Here is a 17,060-nt window from a genome sequence, read left to right as displayed (position 1 = left end):
TATCTATATTCCGTCATCCGTACGGAAGTTAAACAAAAGCCTCGAATTCAGTACTAATCATACTGTGAGTCGAGGCTTAAATTGTGCATTGCGCAGAAGCTTGTCTCAATCTATTTTACTGGAATCTGTGCAGCGACTACCGATTTTGGTTCATCCAGTTTCACAAATAATGCCAATACGCCCATTGCCGCCATCACCCAGAAGATGCCACCATCCCATAATTGGAATCCCCAGCCACTTAGCGCCGTCATTGCGGCGACAAAACCACCCATTGGAATCGCATTATATAACGCTTGTAATGGCACCATTTGATTGTCATCGGCTTGCTGTATATAACGAATCGTCGCAAAGTGAGCCAAAGCAAATGTCACGCCATGCAGCAATTGAAAGATCACCAATGGCCAAATTTCGGTGCTAATGGCAAGCCCACTCCAACGTACAATCACGCCCGTTGCCGACAATAAAAACATCGCCCGTAAGCTCCAATGAGCAAATAAACGACCACTAAAGGCAAACATTAATACTTCCGACACCACCGAAACACTCCAGAGATACCCCACCACGGCCTCTGAAATGCCTAACTGTTTCCAATAAATCGCACTAAAACTGTAGTAAGCCGCATGGGAACCTTGAATTAATGCAATTAAAAATAAGAATTTAATAACATGAGGTTGCTTTAATATTGCCCATAATTTTGGTCTTGTGTTCTGGTGCAGCTCAACCGAAGAAACGGGTAACACTGATGGGGAGCGAAAAGACACAAGTAACGTAACGAATAAGCCTGCAATCACGGTATAAATGATCATCGAGCTGCCAAAGCCTTCCACTAAATAACCCACCAAGGTGGAGGCGACAATAAAAGAAACCGAGCCCCATAAGCGACTACGGCCATAATCCAATAGCTTTAATTTACTATAATAATTTGCCATCGCATCAGACAATGGGATCCCTGGGCCAAAGCAGGCATTAAAACCAATGGTCGCCAGAACCAACAACCAAAAATTCCCACCAGTAAAAAAATGAGCAATCGCAAAAAGAAGGGCCGCAAAGGTGCTAAGACGTAAAGCTGGAATTAAATGTTCGACCTTATGCAAACGTGGAGTAAGAACCAAATTGGTTAAACAGCGAGTTGCAAAACCGATACCAATTAAGACGCCAATATCGCCAGCTGAAACACCTTGGTCTGAAAACCATAGTCCCAAAAAAGGTAAATACACCCCATAAGCAAAAAAGAAACCGCCAAAATACTGAGAGACCCAACCGAAGGGAGATGGTTTAAACATGTGACTGTAAACTCTTAAAAAGAAAAGAAAAGTATTATGCCTAGCCTAAAAAATAATTCACACTAAAGAACACACCGTATTGAAAATAATTCGCATTACTGTGAGATGTTAGGTTACAAACAGGTTTATTCTTTACGCTTTTTTACGTTATAGAACAACATATTTACATTGAACCAATTTATACTCACATTAACGCCATACAATGTATTTATCGTATAGCCCATGAAAATTGTGTTCCATGTTACGGCGGCATGGAATCATACCGACAGATGGTTGTCATACCATGATTATGGACGAACAAACCCAAACGGATAAATCAGTGAAAAAATTCCCTAAAAAATATTTGCTCGTGGGCCTAGTGGTGATATCCGGTGGCTATTATTATTGGCACTCTCAAACCAATGCTGCCCCCACGAAAAATTATGCCACTGTTACGGTTCATACTGGTGATATAGAACAAACCGTTCTCGCCAATGGCATGTTACAGGCTTCTAAATTGGTGAATGTCGGGGCGCAAGTTTCTGGTCAAATCAAAAATCTCGCGGTGAATTTAGGCGATGAAGTAAAGCAAGGTGATTTGATCGCACAAATTGATGATCTCACTCAACAAAATAATCTCAAAGAATCCATCGCCTCTTTAAATAGTATTAATGCCCAAATGGAAGCAAAACGTGCACAGATTTATCAAGCTCAACTAGAGTTTAATCGACAAAAAAGTATGCTCGCGGCCAGAGCGAGCTCCAAAGCCGATTACGATACCGCACAAGCAACACTTACCGTTTATAAAGCAGAATCCAAACAGCTCGAAGCGCAAAAACAACAAGCGATTATAAAAGTGGACACCGGAAAACTCGATCTCGGTTACACCACTATCGCTGCGCCCATTGACGGCACAGTGGTTTACACCGCAGTTGAAACCGGGCAAACCGTTAACGCCAATCAAACCACACCAACCATCATTGAACTGGCGCAACTCGATACTATGACCATCAAGGCACAAATATCAGAAGCCGATGTGGTTGATGTAAAACCAGGACAAGAAGTCTACTTCACCATTTTAGGTCGACCGGATCATCCATATCGAGCCAAATTACGCGCTATCGAACCGGGGCCTACTTTAATGAATGGTAATGATAGCGTGCTCACGATTGGTGATAATGATGCTATTTATTTCAATGGCTTATTTGATGTAGACAATCCTGATCGAGTATTACGTATCGGCATGACAGCCCAAGTATCGATTGTCTTAAATCAAGCGAAAGACGCTCTCCTAGTGCCTTCACAAGTGTTAACCAAAAGTGCCAAAGGCCAAGGCTATCAAATTCCAGTATTAGTGAATGGTCAAGTCGAACAACGCCCAGTCAAAGTGGGTTTAAACAATAAAGTGAACGCGCAAATTTTATCTGGCGTGAAAGCTGGCGATGAAGTGGTAGTCGGCATTGCAACCATAGGCGCACCCTCGCCATCCGATCGTAAATCGCGTGTAAGGTTATAATCATGACTGATGCGTTATTGCATATATCTGGCGTATCACGTTGTTTTTCGGCTGGAGAGCAACAACTTACCGTTCTCAACAACGTTGATTTAGAAATAAAACGTGGCGAGATGGTCGCCATTGTCGGCGCTTCAGGCTCAGGTAAATCCACATTAATGAATATTCTCGGTTGTTTGGACAAACCATCCAAAGGCCAATACTTTATTAATGGACAAGACACCTCCCAAATGGAAGTGGATCAACTCGCCGCCCTACGCCGAGAACACTTTGGTTTTATTTTTCAACGCTACCATTTACTCGGAGATCTCGATGCGGTCGCCAATGTTGAAGTACCTGCCGTCTACGCAGGAAAGAGTAAACACTCTCGCCATCAACGTGCCGAAGAATTATTAACTCGATTAGGCTTAGGGACTCGCTTAGATCACAAGCCTAGCCAGCTCAGCGGTGGGCAGCAGCAACGAGTTAGTGTCGCGCGAGCCTTAATGAATGGTGGCGATGTCATTTTAGCTGATGAACCAACCGGGGCATTAGACAGCCACAGCGGCAAAGAAATGATGCTGTTACTGCAAGAGTTGCATCAAGATGGCCACACGATCATATTAGTGACTCACGATATGGATGTGGCACAATTTGCCGACCGTATTATTGAAATCAAAGATGGCGAAATCATCCAAGATTATGTCAATAATAAAGAGCGGTTCACCACTCAAAAGCAATTAGAACCACGAGCTGAAAAAAGCAAAAATATAGTCTCAACCCAAATCGATCGTATTAGTGAAGCCTTTAAAATGGCGCTTATTGCTATGTCGAGTCACCGCTTACGCACCTTTCTGACCATGCTCGGCATTATTATTGGTATCGCGTCGGTCGTCTCAGTGGTGGCTCTTGGTTCTGGCACGCAACAACAAATCTTACAAAACATCTCATCACTTGGCACTAACACCATTGATGTTAGGCCCGGTACAGGATTTGGCGACAGGCGATCAGGACGTATAAAAACCCTAACCGCAGGCGATGCCAAAGCCCTAGAAAATTTACCCTTCATTGATAGTGTTACGCCGAGCGTCAGCACATCGGTGACTATTCGCGCCGGAAATCAAGCGGTAACGGGCAGCGTTCAAGGCGTAGGTCCTGCTTATTTTCGTGTTTACGATTACCAACTAAACCAAGGTCAATTTTGGGATGAAAATAGCATCAAAACCCTTGCTCAAGAAGCCATGATTGACAGTAACACCAGCCAAGAATTATTCGATGATGCCAACCCAATTGGTCAGGTGATCTTTTTAGGTCGCTTGCCGGTTAGGATCATTGGTGTCACCAAACCCAAAGATCAAGCATTTGGACGCAGCGATACCCTGAATGTTTGGATACCTTACACCACGGTTGCAGGGCGCATGTTGGGGCAAAATTACTTAAACAGCATTAGCATTCGGCTCAATCCAGAAGTACCAAGCGATGCTGCTGAGCAAAGTATTATATCCTTGTTAACCATACGCCACGGCACGGCAGATTTCTTTACGATTAATAGCGATACCATTCGTCAAAATATAGAGAAAACCACTGCCACTATGACACTACTCATTTCTGCGATTGCCGTTATTTCGTTGATCGTCGGTGGCATTGGAGTCATGAATATCATGTTAGTTTCCGTCACTGAGCGAACCCGTGAAATTGGCGTGCGCATGGCGGTTGGTGCAAGACAAAGCGACATTTTACGTCAGTTCTTAATCGAAGCGATTTTAGTGTGTTTATTTGGCGGTCTATTGGGCATTGGCTTAGCCTATTTACTCGGCTTTGCATTGCAATCCAGTGGCGCGGGCTTCCAAATGATCTACTCGTCAAACTCCATTATTGCGGCATTCTTATGCTCAACGTTAATTGGCGTATTATTTGGATTTTTACCTGCTCAGAATGCGGCAAAATTGGATCCCATTGATGCATTAGCAAGAGATTAATATCGACTGTCATATGAAATACCGTTATGAGTCTCAACAATGACTCATCACAACTATTGATGGAAATGCGATTCAACTGAGGCCATAGACCAAAGTCGTCTAGCGATGCATAGTAATATTAGCCACACTCCTCTTTCCTCATTATTGAGGTGAACGAGCGCCGCCGCGCCTTCAAGTAAGAAGAGTATTGATGCCTGATAAATTCAACATGACATTGGCTCCATTTAACCGCTTAACCAAGCGCGAACAAGCACGCTTACGCCAAAGTTTGGATGTGGCTTATTTTCGTGAATACGACACTATTTTATCACCAAATCAAGATTGCGAAGCGCTGCATATTGTCATTAAAGGGGCGGTAGAAGAAACCAATAAGCAAGGAACAGAGGTCTTTGCCCATTACACCCCAGATGATATGTTTGATGTAAGAGCACAATTAGATGGCATAACTAAACATCGCTACACCGCGCTTGAAGATACATTAAGTTATTTATTACCTCGTAGCGTCTTCCAAGAGTTCTATCAACATAATCTCGATTTCGCGGCTTACTTTGACAGTAACTTAACCAAACGTCAGGCGCTTTTAAACAATGCTCATCAGCAGCAAAATTTGGCGGAATTTATTTTAACCAAAATCGACAGCCATATTTATCAAGCACCTTTAATTTTCACGCCACAAGATTCTCTGCAATATGTCACTTCAGAAATGCAGGTAAAAAAAATCGATGCCGCGTTGGTTGAAATAAAAGCCAATGATTATGCCATCGTCACTCGTACCGACTTATTGCACGCCATCGTATTAAATGGTCACTCACTTCAAACGCCAGTACAAAGCATTGCCACTTATCCGGTGCACGCCATTGAACATGGTGAGTATTTATTTGATGCCATGATCCGCATGACTCGAAATCGTTGTAAGCGACTAATGGTAAAACGTGACTCAACCGCGATTGGTATGTTGGATCTCACCCAAGTATTGTCAGCATTTTCAACCCATTCACATGTATTAAGCTTACGCATCACGAATGCCACCAGCGTTGAAGAACTCGCACTCGCGGCGCATCAACAGCGAGAACTTGTGACCAATTTACATAAAAATGGTATTCGCACCCGTTTTATGATGGAACTTATCGCCGCCCTCAATGAACATATTATCGAAAAAGCCTTTGAACTCATTGTCCCTAAACATCTGCATGATCACTGCTGTTTAATAGTCTTAGGATCCGAAGGTCGTGGTGAACAAATTCTCAAAACCGACCAAGATAATGCATTAATTATTAAAGATGGCCTGCATTGGCATCAATTTGCACCACTAATGGACAAGTTAACCCATACCCTGCAACAACTCGGTTATCCATTATGTAAAGGGCAAGTGATGGTGAACAACCCTGATTGGGTCAAATCACAATTAGACTGGAAGAAGAGCTTATCAGCTTGGGCGCAAAACAATACGCCACATTCCGTTATGTCACTGGCGATTATGGCAGATGCATTAGCCATTGCTGGCAACACCCAATTACTCTCACCAGTCAAACAACACTTACACAACCTTATGCAGCAACAGTCATTATTGCTCATGCAGTTTGCCCGTCCAGCGTTAGGTTTTGCGGTGCCTTTAACCTTATTTGGCCAAATAAAGCAAAATAAACAAGGCATCGATATTAAACAAGGTGGCATTTTTCCTATTGTGCATGGCATTCGAACACTGGCGTTAGAGTATGGCATTACCGCCACCAATACTTTTGAACGAATTGAAAGACTGGAACAAAAACAGGTATTAGCCACACTCACCAAAGACAACTTATCAGAGGCCTTAAAACTCTTTTTAAAATGGCGATTAAGCCAACAATTACAACTTAATCATCACCATAATACTTTAGATACCAAACTGCTTAACCGAACCGAGCGTGATCTATTACGCCACAGCTTACATGCCGTGAAAAAATTCAAACAGTGGCTTCGTTATCACTATCAAATTAGTGATTAAAGTACACTTTGAGGAATGATAAATGAATCTACTACAACGACTCTGGTGGTCACACCGATTGAAAGGGTCGGACTATCAATATTTATTTCGCCGAGATAAAACCAATAAAACAACCCCAAAAGAATACATTTCATTGGATTGTGAAACCACCAGCTTAAATCCAGCACAAGCAGAGTTGGTGACGATAGCGGCGACAAAAATTATTGGTAATAAAATTATCACCAGTCAACCTTTTCATATTCGCCTGAAAGCGCCGCAATCTCTCGATCAAGGCTCGGTACGAATCCATCACTTACGTCACAATGATCTGCATAATGGTTACCATGAAATTGATGGGATTAAAGCACTATTAGCTTTTATCGGTAATCGCCCTTTGGTGGGTTATCATATCCGCTACGACAAGGCGATCTTAGATCGTGCTTGTAAAAAACATTTAGGCTTTCCTCTGCCCAATCCATTAATTGAAGTCAGTCAGTTATATCACCAAAGACTTGAGCGTTTATTGCCCAACGCCTATTTTGATCTCAGCTTAGAAACCATTTGTCGTCATTTAGATCTGCCCATCCAGCAGCGACATGATGCTCTACAAGATACGATTACCGCCGCATTAATTTATGTCCGTCTTACCTATGGATCACAGCCTACGCCTTTCATTCCTAAGTAAAACCGCCCTTTCGATACTTGAGTATAAGTCTCGTTTTGTGTGATTCATCGCATAAAAAAGCCAATAAATTCAATCTTTAATCCTAAAGTCTAATTGTGATGAGATAAGGATAGGCAGACAGTTAACGTACAAGAAAAACGACAATCACCAGCATTAAGGTGAACTAATTAAGAGTCTGACTCATCCAAGGAGAGAATTATGAGTGAAGTACACATTCATCCGGTCAAAGACAACATCCTAAAGACCACTCACGCAAGCAACGATACATACCTTTCCATGTACCAAGAGTCGGTCACTGACCCAACCAGTTTTTGGGGTAAGCATGGCAAAATTCTCGATTGGATCGAACCGTTCACTCAAGTAAAAAATACCTCATTCGATTCAGGTCATGTCGATATTAAATGGTTTGAAGATGGCAAACTGAACGTTTCGGCCAACTGCATTGATCGTCACTTAGCCGAACGCGGTGATGATGTTGCCATTATTTGGGAAGGCGATGATCCCAATGATGATGCACAAATCACCTTTAAACAGCTACATGAGAAAGTATGTCGTTTTTCGAACGTATTAAAAGCGCAAGGCGTCAAAAAAGGTGACGTCGTTTGTCTTTACATGCCAATGGTACCGGAAGCCGCAGTCGCAATGCTCGCTTGTACCCGCATTGGCGCAGTGCATACGGTAGTATTTGGTGGTTTCTCTCCTGAGGCACTTTCTGGTCGTATTATCGATTCAAATTCTCACATTGTGATCACGGCCGATGAAGGCTTACGTGGCGGACGACCTGTTCCTCTCAAAGCCAATGTTGATCAAGCCTTAAAAAATCCAGACACCAATGTGCGCAGCGTGATTGTTTTCCAACGTACTGGCGGAGCGGTCGAATGGAATAGTGAGCGTGATATTTGGTGGCATGAAGCAACCGAAAAAGCCTCTCCAGTGTGCGAACCAGAAGCCATGAATGCTGAAGACCCACTTTTCATTCTCTACACTTCGGGATCAACTGGTAAGCCTAAGGGTGTGCTTCATACCACGGGTGGTTATTTAGTTTATGCGGCCATGACGTTTAAATATGTGTTCGATTATCAACCAGGGGAAGTATTCTGGTGTACCGCCGATGTGGGTTGGATCACAGGACACACTTACCTTGTTTATGGACCACTGGCCAATGGCGCGAAAACCATCTTATTTGAAGGCGTACCAAATCACCCTAACACCAGTCGCATGAGCGAAGTGGTCGATAAGCATCAAGTTAATATTCTTTACACCGCGCCAACTGCCATTCGCGCCTTGATGGCCAAAGGCGATGAAGCCATTAAAGGCACCTCGCGTAAAAGTTTACGCATCATGGGTTCGGTCGGTGAACCGATTAACCCAGAAGCCTGGGAATGGTATTACAAAACCATTGGTGATGAACGTTGCCCGATTGTAGACACTTGGTGGCAAACCGAAACAGGTGGAATTTTGATTTCCCCTCTTCCAGGTGCAACCGACCTTAAGCCAGGCTCAGCCACTCGCCCATTCTTTGGCGTACAACCAGCCTTAGTCGATAACGAAGGCAATGTCATTGATGGCGCTACAGAAGGCAACTTGGTGATCACCGATTCATGGCCAGGACAAATGCGCACTATTTATGGTGATCACGAGCGTTTCGAACAAACGTACTTCTCAACCTTTAAAGGTGTTTACACCACAGGTGATGGCGCACGTCGTGATGAAGATGGTTATTATTGGATAACCGGTCGTGTCGATGATGTACTTAACGTATCTGGTCACCGCATGGGAACCGCTGAAATTGAATCAGCCCTAGTGGCGTTCGATAAAATTGCAGAAGCGGCAATTGTTGGCGTTCCACACGATATTAAAGGCCAAGCGATTTATGCTTATATCACTTTAAATGATGGCGAATTCCCATCAGCCGAATTACACAAAGAAGTCAAAGATTGGGTTCGTAAAGAAATTGGCTCTATTGCCACGCCCGATGTTTTGCATTGGACAGACTCGTTGCCAAAAACCCGATCGGGCAAAATCATGCGTCGTATTTTGCGTAAAATTGCCACTGGCGATACGGGTAATTTAGGTGATACCTCCACTCTTGCTGATCCAAGCGTGGTGGATAAATTAATCGAAGAGAAATCAAGATTAGTTTAATGCCTCATTAAAATTTCATCCCAACTTAATCAGGTCATTTTATAATGGCCTGATTTTTTCGTTCTATCTAGAACAAATGATCGTCATCAGCACCAACCGAATATCAATGAATAGCGTTTCTCTTATTTCTACAAACGATGAATAAAGCCGAAAACTCAATTAATAAAGCTCAGTTCACAATCGCTCTAAAAACGAACAAAACAAGTCATTAGACCAGTAATTTGCTGCGATTTGCTGTGATTTCGCTATAATCAGGTAAATTAATTGATGCAGTCACGATTTTTTTTGCTATCTTAGTTAGTAATGTATCAAATCTATGACATGATGCATTTTACATTCACTTTGATGGATATTAGCTTCATGATGACAGCAAACTTACAAGTTCTGGTCTTAAATGGCCCAAATTTAAACTTGCTAGGCTTACGTGAACCCGCTCATTATGGCTCACACACTTTATCGGATATCGTGTCTGATTTAGACGTCCAAGCCAAAGAATTGGGAATCGAACTGTCTCACTTACAATCGAATCGTGAATACGAATTAATTGAAGCGATCCATGCCTCGCATGACACGATTGATTTCATCATCATCAACCCAGCCGCTTTTACACATACGAGCGTGGCATTACGTGATGCTTTACTGGGCGTTAATATCCCTTTTATCGAAGTACATTTATCCAATGTTCATGCTCGTGAACCTTTCCGACATCATTCTTACCTATCCGACAAAGCGGTCGGGGTAATTTGTGGTTTAGGGGCTCAAGGCTACCAATTTGCATTATCGGCTGCTCATCAAGCACTTACAAAAAATAAGTGATGGAAACAGTCAATAACCATCCGCATATAACGGTTGATGGGCAATATAATATCGGCTGACAATTTTGCCAGCTATACACTGAATAATTAAACACATAGAGAATTTATTATGGATATCCGCAAAATCAAGAAGCTAATCGAGCTAGTAGAAGAATCTGGCATCGCTGAACTTGAAATTTCTGAAGGTGAAGAATCGGTACGAATCAACCGTTATAGTGCTCAAGTAGCACCTTCGGCTCCAATGCAATATGCACAACAAGCTCCTGCACCTGTAGCGGCTCCTGCTGCACCCGTTGCGGCAGTAACTGAAGCGCCTGTGGCTCCAGTTGAAACCGGTCATAAAGTACTTTCTCCAATGGTGGGTACCTTCTACCGTTCTCCAAGCCCTGAAGCAAAATCATTCATCGAAGTAGGCCAAACGGTACAAGAAGGTCAAACGATCTGTATCGTTGAAGCGATGAAAATGATGAATCAAATTGAAGCTGACAAATCAGGCGTGATCAAAGCAATCCTTGCAGAAGATGGACAAGCGATTGAATTTGATCAACCTCTTGTAATTATTGAATAATCATCTCGATTAAGAGGCAAGATAAAAATGCTAGATAAATTAGTCATCGCGAACCGAGGTGAAATAGCCCTCCGTATTCTTCGCGCATGTAAAGAGTTAGGCATCAAAACTGTTGCTATTCACTCAACCGCTGACCGTGATTTAAAACACGTGCTATTGGCAGATGAAACCATTTGTATTGGTCCTGCTCGCAGTACTGACAGCTACTTAAATGTTCCTCGTATCATTGCAGCAGCAGAAGTAACCGGCGCAGTTGCTATTCACCCGGGTTACGGCTTTCTTTCTGAGAATGCTGACTTTGCTGAACAAGTTGAGAAATCAGGCTTTATTTTTGTTGGACCAAAAGGTGAAACCATCCGTTTAATGGGTGATAAAGTTTCCGCAATTAGTGCCATGAAAAAAGCGGGCGTACCTTGTGTACCGGGTTCTGATGGCCCATTAGACGATGATGATGCCAAGAACCGTGCTTTTGCAAAACGCATTGGTTACCCAGTGATTATCAAAGCTTCTGGCGGCGGCGGCGGTCGTGGTATGCGCGTTGTGAAGAAAGATGCCGATCTCGTTGAAGCGATTGCAATGACACGTTCTGAAGCAAAATCGTTCTTCAATAATGACATGGTTTACATGGAGAAATATCTTGAAAACCCACGTCATATTGAAGTCCAAGTATTAGCCGACGGACAAGGTGGCGCAATCCACTTAGGTGAACGCGATTGTTCTATGCAACGTCGTCACCAAAAAGTAGTGGAAGAAGCTCCGGCACCGGGCATTACAGAAGAAATGCGTAAATACATCGGTGAACGTTGTACTCGTGCTTGTATCGAGATCAACTACCGTGGCGCAGGTACTTTTGAGTTCTTATATGAAAACGGTGAGTTCTACTTCATTGAAATGAACACTCGTATTCAGGTTGAGCACCCAGTGACTGAAATGGTTACCGGTATCGATCTTATCAAAGAACAATTACGCATTGCAGCTGGCCAACCATTATCATTCACTCAAGATGATATTAAGATCCGTGGCCATGCGGTTGAATGTCGTATCAATGCTGAAGATCCAGAGCGTTTCCTACCTTGCCCAGGTAAGATTGAACATTTCCATTCACCAGGTGGTATGGGCGTTCGTTGGGAATCTCATATTTACGCTGGTTATACTGTGCCGCCACACTACGATTCAATGATTGGTAAATTGATCACATTCGGCGAAAACCGCGATGTGGCAATTTCACGTATGAAGAATGCTTTGAGCGAAACCATCATCGATGGCATCAAGACCAACATTCCTCTACAAATTACCATCATGAACGATGAAAACTTCCAACACGGTGGTGCGAACATCCACTACCTTGAGAAGAAACTAGGATTACAATAATCCCATCGTTGAATAGCTAAATCAGAAGGTCGCATTATGCGGCCTTTTTATTATTTATAGATTGTCATTTGTATCCATATCAAACTTTTGCCAAAATACCGCCTTTCTTAATCTCTATTAATTTCAACCCAAGGTTCTCCAACCATGAAGACACTCACGTCTCGCTACCAACAAGCGCATAAAGAAGCTAAATGGGCGATTGGCCTCGCACTGGCTTATTTTGTGTGGTGGTATGCTTCTGCTTACGGTTTAGCGCCGGCGCCCGATAATATCCAAGCCATGCCGACACTCTACTTTGGTTTTCCTTTATGGTTTTTAATGGCGTGTGTTATCGGGCCAATTGTGTTTACTTTATTGTGCGCCGCCATGGTCAAATGGGTTTATCAAGACATGTCATTAGAAATAGAACCTGAATGGTTAGAAACAAAATCTCAGCCACAACAAAAAGCACCACACGCTGCCAGCCAACAAGAAGACCAACATGAATATTGAGATCCTTATCCCATTAGTGATTTACCTTATTGCTGTCTTTGGCTTGGCCTATTGGAGCAGTCGACATGACAACAAAGCCGGTTTTCTAAACGAGTATTTAGTGGGTGGACGTAGCATGGGCGGCTTTGTGCTTGCCATGACGCTTGCCGCCACTTATGCCAGCGCCAGTTCGTTTATTGGCGGGCCGGGAGCGGCTTATCAAATGGGCTTGGGATGGGTTTTACTTGCCATGATCCAATTGCCTGCGACTTGGCTCACTCTCGGGGTGTTAGGCAAGAAATTTGCGATTGAAGCTCGCCGCCATAACGCACTCACCCTCAACGATATTTTGTATGCGCGTTATCAGCATCGAGGTGTCGTGATCTTTGCTTCGCTCTCATTGTTACTAGCTTTCTTTGGCACCATGGTCGTTCAGTTCGTTGGCGGAGCGCGCTTGCTGCAAACTGTGACGGGGTTATCCTACACTCATGGCTTGATGATTTTTGCCATCACCGTGGGTTTATACACCACTATTGGCGGCTTTCGCGCTGTGGTAATGACAGATACCCTTCAAGGCGTAATGATGATCATCGGCACCATCGCCCTATTAGTTGGGATTATTCATGCTGGCGGCAGCATCGGCGAAATCGTTACGGATTTACATCATATCGATCCCTCGCTCGTCACTCCTTACGGCCCCAATCATTTTTTAAGCCAGCCGTTTATGCTCAGCTTTTGGATATTAGTGTGCTTTGGTGTGATTGGCCTACCGCATGCCGCCGTTCGTTGTATGTCTTATAAAGATAGCGCGTCGCTGCATAAAGGTATGGTGATCAGCACCATCATGGTGGCGTTACTGATGTTTGGTATGCATCTGGCTGGCGCATTCGGACGCGCGATCGTGCCTGATATTGCCAGCCCAGATCAAATCATGCCGACCTTGATGATCACAGTGTTGCCCCCTGTTGTGGCAGGAATATTCTTAGCCGGTCCAATGGCCGCCATCATGTCTACGATTGACTCACAACTGATCCAAGCCTCAGCGACGTTACTCAAAGATTTATACATCAACTACATCAACCCATCGATAGCAGAAGGCGAAGCAGCAGAAAAAACACTGCCAAAACTGTCCTTATGGGTCACAGGAATTTTTGCCGCGCTGGTATTTGTGGCAGCATTGAATCCACCCGATATGATCATTTGGCTCAACCTACTCGCATTTGGTGGCATGCAAGCGGTGTTCTTATGGCCGCTCGTTTTGGGTTTATATTGGAAAGATGCCTCTGCAACTGGTGCTTTTGCTTCCATGCTGGCAGGGCTAATCAGCTACATTGCGATCAGTACCTTCAAACCTGACTTAGCCGGTGTTCATGCCATCGTGCCGAGTCTCATCATAGGTTTAATCGCCTTTATTATTGGTAGCAAGCTAAAACCGACACCGCACACCTCCGCAGAAACCGCTTAGTGATAAGATAGCCATGCTCAAGCTTTCAAGTTTGAGCATGACTTCCCCACAATACTCGCCTCATTTACTTATTTTCTGCTAAACTTCGCCACAATTTATTGTTTAACCAATTTCTATTATCCAGCGAGAGATCAATCCTATGCCTTGGATCCAAATAAAACTAAATGCAACCAAAGCCAACGCAGAAGCGATTGGAGATATGCTAATGGACGACACTGGCGCACTGTCGGTGACTTTTCTTGATGCGAAAGACACTCCCATCTTTGAACCTCTACCGGGTGAGACTCGCCTTTGGGGTGAAACCGATATTCTGGCGCTGTACGATGCCGAAACCGATACGCAGCTAGTGCTTAAGCAAATTAAAGACAGCAACATGTTGAGCGATGATTTTGCTCACAAAGTCGAGCAGCTTGAAGATAAAGACTGGGAACGCGAGTGGATGGATAACTTCCACCCAATGAAATTTGGCGAACGCCTGTGGATTTGCCCAAGCTGGCGCGATGTGCCGGATCCAAGCGCGATTAACGTCATGCTCGATCCTGGCCTTGCATTTGGTACCGGAACTCACTCCACCACCGCGTTGTGCTTAGAGTGGTTAGAAAGCATCAATTTGGAAGGCAAAACTGTCATCGATTTTGGTTGTGGTTCAGGCATTCTTGCGATTGCTGCCATTAAACTCGGCGCGGCCAAAGTGATTGGTATCGATATCGACCCACAAGCGATTGTTGCTTCGATTGAAAATGCAAAACGTAATGACGTCGCAGACCAACTAGAGCTATTCCTTCCACAAGATCAACCAGACGGATTAATTGCCGATGTCGTGGTCGCCAATATTTTAGCCGCGCCATTACGTGAGCTTTCAGATGTCATTTCAAGCTTAGTCAAACCACAAGGTCTATTAGCCATGTCGGGCGTGTTAGATACCCAAGCGACCGATGTTGCCACCTATTATGATGCACGATTTAATCTCGACCCAATTGCATCACAACAAGAGTGGTGTCGTATCTCAGGTCAAAAAAAGCCTGATTAATTACGCTCATCAAAATAATAATCGTCGACTTCGGGGCTAATTGACTGAAAAACAGGCTATTTATGAAACTAATTGTAAAATGCTCAAATATTAGTCTTTTCACGCCCCGAAAAAATGCGTAAAATGCGCGCCCTTGCTATTAGAACTATATCCGCGTTATTGATGCATCGTATAAGTAATAAACGATAGTAAAAGAACAAAGGATTAGGTGAGTGTTTTGAAGATCGGAAACTACACATTATCGAACAATTTAATCGTAGCCCCAATGGCGGGTGTAACGGATAGACCGTTTCGTGAATTATGTCTTCGATATGGGGCAGGCATGGCCGTCAGTGAAATGATGTCCTCTAACCCAAAAGTTTGGAACACATCCAAGTCACTCCAGCGAATGGTACATGAAGGCGAATCGGGCATTCGCAGTGTACAAATTGCTGGAGCCGACCCACAACTAATGGCGCAAGCGGCTCAAGTCAGTGTTGAAAACGGTGCGCAAATCATCGATATCAACATGGGTTGTCCTGCTAAGAAAGTAAATAAAAAACTCGCAGGCTCCGCGTTACTGCAATACCCAGAGATTATCAAACAGATACTCACTGCGGTAGTCAAAGCAGTCGATGTCCCAGTGACTCTTAAAACGCGCACAGGATGGGACACAGACAATAAAAACTGTGTTGAAGTCGCGAAAATGGCTGAACAATGTGGCATACAAGCCTTGGCACTCCACGGGAGAACCAAAGCCTGCATGTACAATGGTGACGCAGAATACGACAGCATTAGAGCGGTCAAAAATGCTATCTCGATTCCTGTTATTGCTAACGGGGATATTGATAGCCCAGAAAAAGCAAAATATGTGCTGGAGTACACTGGCGCAGACGCTCTAATGATAGGCAGACCTGCCCAAGGAAAGCCGTGGATTTTTAATCAAATCCAACATTTTTTAAACACGGGAGAGCACTTGCCACCCCTTCCAACAGAAGAAGTGCAAGCGATTCTCATTGGCCATGTTCAAGCTTTACATGAGTTTTATGGCGAGTTTTTAGGCCCTCGCATTGCCCGAAAGCATGTGGGTTGGTACCTAAAAGAACACGACCAAGCGGGTGAATTCCGCCGTATTTTCAACGCCATCGAAGATGCCAATCAGCAGCTTGATGTGCTTAAAGGTTATGTTGTCTATCCTAACTAATTTAGAGTGATCCTTTAAATAGTCGATAGAAATAACGTTGCATTATAATATTACCAAAAAGAGCTTAGACTAATTATGTTCGAACAAAATCTGACTGTAGAACCACTAACAGTAACGACAGTGACATCACAAGATCAAATCACGCAAAAACCACTACGTGACTCTGTAAAAGCATCTTTAAAGAACTATCTTGCACAATTAAATGGCCAAGACGTTACTGAACTATACGAATTAGTACTAGCAGAAGTTGAGCAACCAATGCTTGATATGGTTATGCAATACACTCGCGGTAACCAAACTCGCGCAGCGAACATGATGGGTATCAACCGTGGTACGCTTCGCAAGAAACTTAAGAAATACGGCATGAACTAAGAGCAATCTTAGAAAGTAATTTAAGAAACCGCATCTGAATAGTTGATTCGATGCGGTTTTTTTATAGCTGAATTTAATATCTAAATGTAGGGTAAAACGGAACTTAATGACCCCGCCCCCTCAAAATTTAGCCGACAAGCTCAGAACGGTATAATACACATTCGTCCTTGCACATAAGTTTGATAACATAACGCCACTTTCCCCCCTATTAAGTCATCATCATGGTCGAGCAACATCAACAAGAACTCAAAAAACAACG

Annotated in this window: 13 protein-coding genes and 1 pseudogene; 13 read left to right on the top strand and 1 reads right to left on the bottom strand. The window is 43.6% G+C overall.

Features of this window, described 5'->3' with window-relative positions; translation table 11 throughout:
• Positions 1-110: 110 nt before the first annotated feature.
• Positions 111-1,283: a 3-phenylpropionate MFS transporter gene (locus FH976_RS08795; RefSeq protein WP_194090494.1), complete on the bottom strand. Its 1,173-nt coding sequence runs from the start codon at positions 1,281-1,283 to the stop codon at positions 111-113.
• Positions 1,284-1,572: 289 nt separating this feature from the next.
• Here FH976_RS08795 and FH976_RS08790 point away from each other — a divergent pair, with 289 nt between their 5' ends.
• The 13 genes and pseudogenes from FH976_RS08790 (at position 1,573) to fis (ending at position 16,801) form a co-directional block, all read left to right on the top strand.
• Positions 1,573-2,778, top strand: coding sequence for an efflux RND transporter periplasmic adaptor subunit (locus FH976_RS08790; RefSeq protein WP_194090493.1), 1,206 nt, complete (start codon positions 1,573-1,575; stop codon positions 2,776-2,778).
• Between the two features lie 2 nt (positions 2,779-2,780).
• On the top strand, positions 2,781-4,733 hold the full coding sequence (locus tag FH976_RS08785) for a MacB family efflux pump subunit (RefSeq protein WP_194090492.1): 1,953 nt from the start codon (positions 2,781-2,783) through the stop codon (positions 4,731-4,733).
• 190 nt (positions 4,734-4,923) lie between these two features.
• The gene (locus FH976_RS08780; RefSeq protein ID WP_194090491.1) at positions 4,924-6,717 is read left to right on the top strand and encodes a DUF294 nucleotidyltransferase-like domain-containing protein; all 1,794 of its coding nucleotides are present in this window, start codon (positions 4,924-4,926) and stop codon (positions 6,715-6,717) included.
• 22 nt (positions 6,718-6,739) lie between these two features.
• Positions 6,740-7,381, top strand: a complete 642-nt coding sequence (locus FH976_RS08775) for a 3'-5' exonuclease (protein ID WP_194090490.1) — start codon at positions 6,740-6,742, stop codon at positions 7,379-7,381.
• A 198-nt stretch (positions 7,382-7,579) separates the two neighbouring features.
• Positions 7,580-9,526: an acetate--CoA ligase gene (acs, locus tag FH976_RS08770; RefSeq protein WP_194090489.1), complete on the top strand. Its 1,947-nt coding sequence runs from the start codon at positions 7,580-7,582 to the stop codon at positions 9,524-9,526.
• Between the two features lie 321 nt (positions 9,527-9,847).
• The gene (gene aroQ, locus FH976_RS08765) at positions 9,848-10,342 is read left to right on the top strand and encodes a type II 3-dehydroquinate dehydratase (RefSeq protein WP_194090488.1); all 495 of its coding nucleotides are present in this window, start codon (positions 9,848-9,850) and stop codon (positions 10,340-10,342) included.
• 108 nt (positions 10,343-10,450) lie between these two features.
• On the top strand, positions 10,451-10,909 hold the full coding sequence (accB, locus tag FH976_RS08760; RefSeq protein ID WP_194090487.1) for an acetyl-CoA carboxylase biotin carboxyl carrier protein: 459 nt from the start codon (positions 10,451-10,453) through the stop codon (positions 10,907-10,909).
• Between the two features lie 27 nt (positions 10,910-10,936).
• Positions 10,937-12,280 carry an acetyl-CoA carboxylase biotin carboxylase subunit gene (gene accC / locus FH976_RS08755; RefSeq protein ID WP_194090486.1) on the top strand — a complete coding sequence of 448 codons (1,344 nt, stop codon included), beginning with the start codon at positions 10,937-10,939 and terminating at the stop codon, positions 12,278-12,280.
• Positions 12,281-12,424: 144 nt separating this feature from the next.
• Positions 12,425-12,694 (top strand): annotated as a pseudogene (locus FH976_RS08750) (YhdT family protein); the annotation flags it as partial.
• A gap of 67 nt (positions 12,695-12,761) precedes the next feature.
• On the top strand, positions 12,762-14,216 hold the full coding sequence (gene panF / locus FH976_RS08745; protein WP_194090485.1) for a sodium/pantothenate symporter: 1,455 nt from the start codon (positions 12,762-12,764) through the stop codon (positions 14,214-14,216).
• Between the two features lie 139 nt (positions 14,217-14,355).
• Positions 14,356-15,246 carry a 50S ribosomal protein L11 methyltransferase gene (prmA, locus tag FH976_RS08740; protein WP_194090484.1) on the top strand — a complete coding sequence of 297 codons (891 nt, stop codon included), beginning with the start codon at positions 14,356-14,358 and terminating at the stop codon, positions 15,244-15,246.
• A gap of 217 nt (positions 15,247-15,463) precedes the next feature.
• Entirely contained in the window at positions 15,464-16,429 is a 966-nt protein-coding gene (gene dusB / locus FH976_RS08735) for a tRNA dihydrouridine synthase DusB (protein ID WP_194090521.1), read from the top strand.
• 75 nt (positions 16,430-16,504) lie between these two features.
• Complete coding sequence (gene fis / locus FH976_RS08730) at positions 16,505-16,801, top strand: DNA-binding transcriptional regulator Fis (RefSeq protein WP_190332672.1); 297 nt, start codon at positions 16,505-16,507, stop codon at positions 16,799-16,801.
• Positions 16,802-17,060 lie beyond the last annotated feature (259 nt).

It is taken from the genome of Vibrio hibernica (assembly GCF_015223435.1).
Lineage (GTDB): Bacteria > Pseudomonadota > Gammaproteobacteria > Enterobacterales > Vibrionaceae > Vibrio > Vibrio hibernica.
Note: the sequence above shows the minus strand (reverse complement) of the source record. Positions and strands in the feature narration are given on the sequence as shown.

What these genes read in the sequence shown, in the direction of transcription:
- panF (WP_194090485.1), top strand. Translation starts at nt 12,762, where the DNA reads ATGAATATTGAGATCCTTATCCCATTAGTGATTTACCTTATTGCTGTC.
- FH976_RS08790 (WP_194090493.1), top strand. Translation starts at nt 1,573, where the DNA reads ATGGACGAACAAACCCAAACGGATAAATCAGTGAAAAAATTCCCTAAA.
- FH976_RS08785 (WP_194090492.1), top strand. Translation starts at nt 2,781, where the DNA reads ATGACTGATGCGTTATTGCATATATCTGGCGTATCACGTTGTTTTTCG.
- FH976_RS08775 (WP_194090490.1), top strand. Translation starts at nt 6,740, where the DNA reads ATGAATCTACTACAACGACTCTGGTGGTCACACCGATTGAAAGGGTCG.
- FH976_RS08780 (WP_194090491.1), top strand. Translation starts at nt 4,924, where the DNA reads ATGCCTGATAAATTCAACATGACATTGGCTCCATTTAACCGCTTAACC.
- fis (WP_190332672.1), top strand. Translation starts at nt 16,505, where the DNA reads ATGTTCGAACAAAATCTGACTGTAGAACCACTAACAGTAACGACAGTG.
- accB (WP_194090487.1), top strand. Translation starts at nt 10,451, where the DNA reads ATGGATATCCGCAAAATCAAGAAGCTAATCGAGCTAGTAGAAGAATCT.
- acs (WP_194090489.1), top strand. Translation starts at nt 7,580, where the DNA reads ATGAGTGAAGTACACATTCATCCGGTCAAAGACAACATCCTAAAGACC.
- aroQ (WP_194090488.1), top strand. Translation starts at nt 9,848, where the DNA reads ATGATGCATTTTACATTCACTTTGATGGATATTAGCTTCATGATGACA.
- prmA (WP_194090484.1), top strand. Translation starts at nt 14,356, where the DNA reads ATGCCTTGGATCCAAATAAAACTAAATGCAACCAAAGCCAACGCAGAA.
- FH976_RS08795 (WP_194090494.1), bottom strand. Translation starts at nt 1,283, where the DNA reads ATGTTTAAACCATCTCCCTTCGGTTGGGTCTCTCAGTATTTTGGCGGT.
- accC (WP_194090486.1), top strand. Translation starts at nt 10,937, where the DNA reads ATGCTAGATAAATTAGTCATCGCGAACCGAGGTGAAATAGCCCTCCGT.